The organism is Vibrio sp. 10N.247.311.13 (assembly GCF_041467595.1).
GTDB classification, from domain to species: Bacteria; Pseudomonadota; Gammaproteobacteria; order Enterobacterales; family Vibrionaceae; genus Vibrio; species Vibrio crassostreae_C.
Window position 1 is genome coordinate 23029 of the sequence record NZ_JBFSUX010000063.1, and the last position, 7093, is coordinate 30121.

Annotated in this window: 5 protein-coding genes; 3 read left to right on the forward strand and 2 right to left on the reverse strand. The window is 46.0% G+C overall.

Annotated features, from left to right (window positions below):
• Positions 1–393 precede the first annotated feature (393 nt).
• Entirely contained in the window at positions 394–2928 is a 2535-nt protein-coding gene (locus AB6E52_RS19480) for a glycosyl hydrolase family 18 protein (RefSeq protein WP_102321388.1), read from the forward strand.
• A gap of 136 nt (positions 2929–3064) precedes the next feature.
• Here AB6E52_RS19480 and AB6E52_RS19485 read toward each other — a convergent pair whose 3' ends face one another.
• Positions 3065–3913, reverse strand: a complete 849-nt coding sequence (locus tag AB6E52_RS19485) for an alpha/beta hydrolase (RefSeq protein WP_102321389.1) — start codon at positions 3911–3913, stop codon at positions 3065–3067.
• Positions 3914–4105: 192 nt separating this feature from the next.
• Positions 4106–4699: a TetR/AcrR family transcriptional regulator gene (locus AB6E52_RS19490; protein WP_029235279.1), complete on the reverse strand. Its 594-nt coding sequence runs from the start codon at positions 4697–4699 to the stop codon at positions 4106–4108.
• 176 nt (positions 4700–4875) lie between these two features.
• On the opposite strand from AB6E52_RS19490, the gene AB6E52_RS19495 reads away from it, so the two are divergent.
• A complete protein-coding gene (locus tag AB6E52_RS19495) occupies positions 4876–5832 on the forward strand; it encodes an AEC family transporter (protein WP_102321390.1) in 957 nt (318 codons plus the stop codon).
• 123 nt (positions 5833–5955) lie between these two features.
• Positions 5956–6996 (forward strand): acyltransferase, encoded by a 1041-nt coding sequence (locus tag AB6E52_RS19500; protein ID WP_102321391.1) that lies wholly within the window; start codon positions 5956–5958, stop codon positions 6994–6996.
• Positions 6997–7093: the final 97 nt, after the last annotated feature.

The window sequence follows — 7093 nt, forward strand, 5'->3', positions numbered from 1 at the left end:
TTATCCATACTGCCATAAGCATTCGTCTTCAAGTTTACCCGTCGATCGACCCCGCTCGCTCAACATACTTCACTTTGTGATTCAGCTTCAATCCACAGTATTTTCTTATAGTTTGTCGCACCTTTTCATAACTTCATGTCGTGAATTTTCACTTGTGAGATTTTCCTACTGAAGGATGTTTTATTTTATAAAACATGGACTCAGCCTCTCATTCATTAAGCAACAGAATTGTAACAAGATACAATTTTTTAGTTGTCCATCGAAAACGGATTTATTTTCAGTTATGAAATTAAAACTCTCTCGAATACTGACTGGGAAGCTCCTTCAAAACTGATTGGAGCCGTTTATGGGGCCATTGGGTTCTCGTAATCTTCAAGGAATGAGAGAAATAGTATGATTCGTATAAATACCTGTGCTGCAAGCATTGCTCTAGCGCTATCTGGTACAGCATTAGCTGCTCCAACAGCACCTAGCATCGACATGTACGGTTCCAACAACCTGCAATTTTCTAAAATTGAACTCGCGATGGAAACCACCTCTGGCTACAACCAGATGGTTAAATATCACGACAAAGCAAAAGTCGACGTTAAGTTCAACCAATGGAGCGGAACGTCAGGAAACACGTACAACATCTACTTTGATGGCGTTAAAGTAGCCACTGGCCCAATCACTGGCAGCCAAACCACGGCCTCATTCGAATATGGCCAAGGCGGCTTATTCGAAATGGAAATAGAAGCGTGTGACGAAACAGGTTGTAGCAAAAGCGCACCCGCTAAAATCACGATTGCCGATACAGATGGCGCACACTTAGCGCCACTTGCGATGAATGTGGATCCAAACAACAAGTCATACAACACAGATCCAAACACGGTAGTCGGTACTTACTTTGTTGAGTGGGGTATTTATGGTCGTGACTACACGGTAGATAACCTACCTGCTGATAACTTGACCCACATCCTTTACGGCTTCATCCCAATTTGTGGTCCTAACGAATCAGTAAAATCGGTAGGTGGAAACAGCTACAACGCCCTCATGACAGCTTGTCAGGGTGTTAATGATTACGAAGTAGTGATTCACGACCCATGGGCTGCTTTCCAGAAGAGTTTCCCTCAAGCGGGACACGAATACAGCTCACCGATCAAGGGTAACTACGCAATGATGATGGCGCTCAAACAGCGTAATCCTGATTTGAAGATCATCCCATCGATTGGTGGCTGGACGCTGTCTGACCCGTTCTTTGATTTCACAACTAAAGCCAACCGTGACACCTTTGTAGCGTCTGTTAAGAAATTCCTTAACACATGGAAATTCTACGACGGTGTGGATATCGATTGGGAATTCCCTGGTGGTGGCGGTGCTGCTCCAGACCTTGGTGATCCTGTAAATGACGGCCCAGCTTACATTGCACTGATGGCAGAACTTCGCGTGATGCTAGATGAGCTAGAAGCGGAAAACGGTCGTACTTACGAGCTCACTTCTGCGATCGGTGTTGGTCACGATAAGATTGAAGACGTGAACTACGGCGATGCTATCCAATACATGGATTACATCTTCGCAATGACTTACGACTTCTACGGCGGTTGGAACAACGTGTTAGGTCACCAAACAGCACTAAACTGCGGTAACTTCATGCGTCCTGGTCAATGTGATGGCACAGGCCTTGATGAAAATGGCGAACAATACACAGGCCCAGCTTACACCACAGACAACGGCATCCAACTGTTGCTTGAGCAAGGTGTTCCAGCGAACAAGCTTGTGGTTGGTACAGCGATGTACGGTCGTGGTTGGGAAGGCGTATTACCATCATCACTCACCGATCCGAGCGACCCTATGACAGGCGTTGGTAACGGCAAACTGAAAGGCAGCTCTGCGCAAGGCGTATGGGAAGATGGCGTTATTGATTACAAAGGCATTAAAGCAAACATGCTTGGCGCGAATAACCAAGGCATCAACGGCTTCGAATATGGCTATGACGAAATGGCAGAAGCGCCTTACGTTTGGAACCGTACTTCGGGCAAGCTGATCACATTTGATGATGACCGCTCAGTAAAAGCAAAAGGCGCGTACGTTCGTAGCCTTGGCCTTGCGGGTCTATTCTCTTGGGAAATTGATGCAGATAACGGCGACATCCTCAACGCAATGCATGAAGGCCTAGCGGGCGGAACAACAGATCCTGTAAACCGTAAACCAACCGCAGCAGCGGGCGCAGACCAATCGGTTGAAGGCCCAGCTTCTGTTTCTCTAGACGGTAGCGCTTCAAAAGACAGCGACGGCACGATTGCGAGCTACGCTTGGTCACAAGTAAGCGGTACGGCAGTAACGCTGGCCAACTCGAATGCAGCAGTTGCAAGCTTCGATGTGGTTGAAGTCGCGCAACAAGAAGCACTCACGTTCAGCCTAACGGTAACTGATAACGAAGGCGCTACTGCAACTGACACCGTTGTTGTAACGGTAACTCCTAAAGACACAGGCCCAGTCAATACAGCACCAGTTGCTGTGGTTACGGCTCCGGCTGAAGTGAATGCAGGTGATGTAGTCGTGGTTGATGCTTCGGCTTCAAGCGATTCAGACCAAGACACATTGACCTTCACGTGGGATGCACCTGCTGGTATCGATGCAACGGTTCAAGGTGCTTCAGTGAGCTTTGTCGCGGCGGAATACACGCAAGATACAACGCTGAACTTCTCTGTAACGGTCAGCGATGGCACTGATACATCGGTTGCGGCTACTTCAGTGAAAGTTCTAAAGAAAACCACAGGCGGCGGTACGTGTACTAACGCTTGGGATTCAGGCGCGGTTTACACTGGTGGCGACCAAGTGACTCAAGGCGGTAAGATTTGGGAAGCGAAATGGTGGACAACCGGTGAAGATCCAACAACGACAGGCCAATGGGGCGTGTGGAAAGAGATTGGTCCTGCAAGCTGTTAACTAAAAATAGGGTTGAGCTAAACACCAACTAAGCATCAACTAAATCCCTAAAACAAAGGCCAACCAGATAATGTCTGGTTGGCCTTTTTAGTGTTTGTTTTCTTAACCTGCGTTCTACTGGCTTGATTAGTTAAAGTTAACCAATCAAGTTATCAAAGCTCTCAAATACTTGTGGGCACTTCATTACTCGCCCGTGGCCCTGTCCTTGAGTCGCAATTAAAGTAACGCGACCCATTTCATTAGCAGCACGCTGAGACACATCAAACTTAGTAAACTTGTCTTGCTCATCATGAACAATGATCGTCTGAGACTCACGAAGCGCTAGCTTTCCATAGGGATCAACAGACTGAATTGGATAGTTAAACTGCTCTTCCACTTCACCCACGACCGCCTCAAACAACTTCATTGAGTAACCAGAACGCGCAACGCTGCCAAATAGGTTTTCTAGATAATCCAGTACAGGTGCAATCAGCAATAATGGCTTGTTTTCCAATTTAACGTGCTTACATTCCAACGCAGAAGCCGTGCCCATACTGTGACCGACCAAACCTGCTACCTCACCCACCGAATCGAGAACCGCTTCAAGGCCGTTCACAAACGCAGGAATATGACCATGTACACCATCACTGCCACCATGAGCAGGGTGATCATAAGCCAGAGCCGTAAAACCTTTAGCGGCGATATGTTCCATCAGAGGGAAAAACTGACTCGCGGTGCCAGACCAACCATGAGTCAGCACCCAAACAGGCCCCGTACCCAAAGAATAGGTTTTTAAAACGCCATCACGACCTTTGATTTCACTCTTGATAAGCCCTTGGGGATCAGCATTTTTCTGCTCAGTACGCATTGGAGTGAGCAGCAACTTACGTGCGGTTTTCTTCGCATGACTCGGCGCTAGGATGTAATGAAGATTGGTTGTTGCGCCAATTAAGCTGCGCTTGAAGCTGAATTTGTTCGATGTATTAAAGTAGATTTTGTCACTCATGACCGGTCCTTGTATCGCCATCATCATTGGCGGATCGAGCTCGGCCCTGAAAATCGAACGACCGTGCTATTTGTTAGTATAAAAAATGACGATAGCGCTGTTTATGATTGCTTGCCGCCACTTCTGTTAAAATCTTTTGCAAACCTTAGTTAAGCAAAGTCACATGATTTGCGAGTTAACCTGCTGTATGTATTAAACCGCTCTCCAACTGGCTACCAAGCGCTCGACACCACTCCAAAAATGGGTGTGGCTCGCTTGTTGGCCTCGTAACGAGTAGAACAAGTTCGCACTCAAATAAAGACCGTATAACTCGAAGGTTGCCTGTTTCGGGTCTAAATCGGCTCTGAACTGTTTGCTCTCAACCGCTTTTGCTACCTGAATCGTCAAGTAGTCAATCCACACTGAAATGGTTTTCTGCAGTGCTTTCTGAATCACAGACCTTTCACTGCCCGCATCTTTCCATGCATCAATAAACATGCAACTGCCTTGGAATGAATGGTTCCAGCCCAACCAATTGTCGAGCAGCTGTTTCAATTTCGCTTCAATATCACCATCTCCCAGCTCTCTTGCGGGAATGATGACTCTTTCGGTGAATATGGCGTTGGAATACTCGAGTACAGAGAGTTGCAGGTTTTCTTTAGAGTTGAAGTGTGCAAACAAGCCACTCTTAGACATGCCACACTGCTTGGCTAACTCGCCAATCGTCAAACTCTCAAGCCCATTCTCACTTGCAAGCGCGAATGCATGGCTCAAAATATACTCTTTGGTTATCTTTCCCTTACTCATTATTCACCAATAATAAATCTGATACATTATTTTTAGCACGTTCGTTCTTTTTTTCAAGATTTTTTACTTAACCCTAGGTATTCATTTTGTCTTATCAAAGAACTGTGGAAAAATGCGACAGTATTCAAAGGAATTTGAGTTAACCGATTATTGAGTTTAATAACTAGGGAAAGAGAATGAACACACTTTGGGAACAGTTTTCGTTTTCGGCGTCGGTAACAGGCCCTATCTGTTTAATGCTGTTTCTTGGTGTGATGCTCAAGCGAATCGGCTTAATCAATGACAATTTCATTGATGTCGCATCTAAGGTGGTATTTCAAGTCACCCTGCCCGCGATGCTATTTCTGAGTATTGTTCAATCGAATCACAACTTTTCAGCCAGTAGCGCGTTAGTTGCGTTTGGCGTCATCGCTAACTTTGTCTTTTTCTTGTTCACGATTTTCTCAACCAAATTAGTATTTAAAGGTTCGAAAGATCAAGGTGTGATTGTCCAAGGTGGATTCCGCGCCAATACCGCGATCATCGGCCTCGCCTATGTGGCTAATATCTATGGCAACCAAGGCGTGGCATTGGCGGCTATCTATGTCGCATCTCTAACCGTGTTGTATAACATTCAAGCCGTGATTGCACTGACACCCAAAGGCGAAGACACTGGTGCGAAAGCGATTAAAGTGATCGCTAAGTCGATTACCAAGAACCCATTGATCATCGCTATTTTCTTAGCGGTCGTCTTCTATGCGCTTTCGATTCCTATCCCAAAAATGGTCACTGATGCTGGTCAGTACTTTGCCAACATGACGTTACCTTTGGCACTGCTGTGTACCGGTGGGTCGCTGGACATCAGCTCGCTCAAACAAGAAAAGTTATCGACGTGGTTCGCCTCTAGCTACAAGTTAATTGCCTCACCGTTACTGATTACACTGGCGGCTGGGTACTTAGGATTTGAAGGGCTCGATCTCGGGCTTATCTTCTTGATGAGCGCAGCACCAACAGCAGCGGCAAGCTACGTTATGGCTCGTGCGATGGGAGGAAACTCAACACTGGCGGCTAACATCATCGCGCTTACTACTGTTGTTTCTCTTATCACTTGTACTCTCGGTATTTTTGTACTTACTGCAATGGATTTAATATAGCTGCGACAGGCTTCAAAAAACCGACACTAGCCTTGAAACAAAGGTCATAAGCCTTGATTTAGGACTAACTGGTTGGGCATAAAGACTGCTAGATTTCGTAAAAATTTTACTAAGAGATCTGATATGTCTTCCGTTCAACATACGCCTTCACAACACATCGCCAGTATCGAGTTAGGCCGAGTGATTGCTATCTTGGCGATCATTGGTTTACACGGTCAAATGGCACTCACTTATTGGCAAATAGATGAAGTGCCTTGGATCGGTTATGTACTCAACCAAACCGCTCGTTTTGCGGTACCTCTGTTTTTCCTAATTTCCGGTTATCTTATTCAGCCCAAGCTGACTGCCTCCCCGTGGCAAACCGTCATTAATTACTCTAAACCACTGCTTAAGGTTTGGTTAGCATGGAGCATCATTTGCTTAGTGATGCCATTCAACCTCGCGAAGGTAGAAGAGTTTGGTTACCTAGGTGAGCGCCAAGGCTATTGGGGTTTCTTAATGAACACGCCACTTAACTCTTTCTTAGAGGGTGGATTGGTTCATTTATGGTTTATTCCCGCTCTGGTTTGTGCAGTTTTGATCATTGCTTTGATAGTCGAAATGAAACTCGACAAACTGCTATTACCAGCGGCCATTGTACTTTACGTTTATGGTGTTTTAGCGGGCAGCTACGCAACGCTAACCGGGTTAGAAGCACCTTTCTTCACGCGTAATGGCCCGTTCTTTAGCACGTTAATGGTGACCTTAGGTTTACTTATTCGTCAGAATCAATGGAAGGTGTCATCAACTAAAGCGTTGGGGTTATTAGCGTTAGGCATGTTGATTCATTTTGCTGAGGCATCATGGCTCACCACGTTCGACGTCGGATTCAACATGAATGATTTCTTGTTTGGCACGGCGCTATGGGGGATGGGCGTGTTCATGTGGCTTTTAGCAAATCCAAACATGGGTAACTACGCTTGGGTTCGCGCCATTTCAAATCGCATGCTAGGTATCTACGTCAGCCATTTGCTGATCATTATCGTGTTGTTCAATGTCTGTGGAGTTTTAGGCATTACGGAATTGGCAAAAGACGTTACGGTATTTTTTGGCACCGTATTGTTGAGCTTCGGGTTGGTTGTTGGAATCGAAAAAACACCACTGCGACGTGTGCTGCTTCGTTAGTGTTTGTGCCTAACATCATCAGCTAAATCAGTTTTAAAGAGTCACAATCGAGTAGGAGGAGGCCTCACGGCCTCCGTCCTCTCACACCACCGTACAA

Coding starts and splice junctions, on each gene's coding strand:
- AB6E52_RS19480 (WP_102321388.1), top strand. CDS start 394: ATGATTCGTATAAATACCTGTGCTGCAAGCATTGCTCTAGCGCTATCT.
- AB6E52_RS19485 (WP_102321389.1), bottom strand. CDS start 3,913: ATGAGTGACAAAATCTACTTTAATACATCGAACAAATTCAGCTTCAAG.
- AB6E52_RS19490 (WP_029235279.1), bottom strand. CDS start 4,699: ATGAGTAAGGGAAAGATAACCAAAGAGTATATTTTGAGCCATGCATTC.
- AB6E52_RS19495 (WP_102321390.1), top strand. CDS start 4,876: ATGAACACACTTTGGGAACAGTTTTCGTTTTCGGCGTCGGTAACAGGC.
- AB6E52_RS19500 (WP_102321391.1), top strand. CDS start 5,956: ATGTCTTCCGTTCAACATACGCCTTCACAACACATCGCCAGTATCGAG.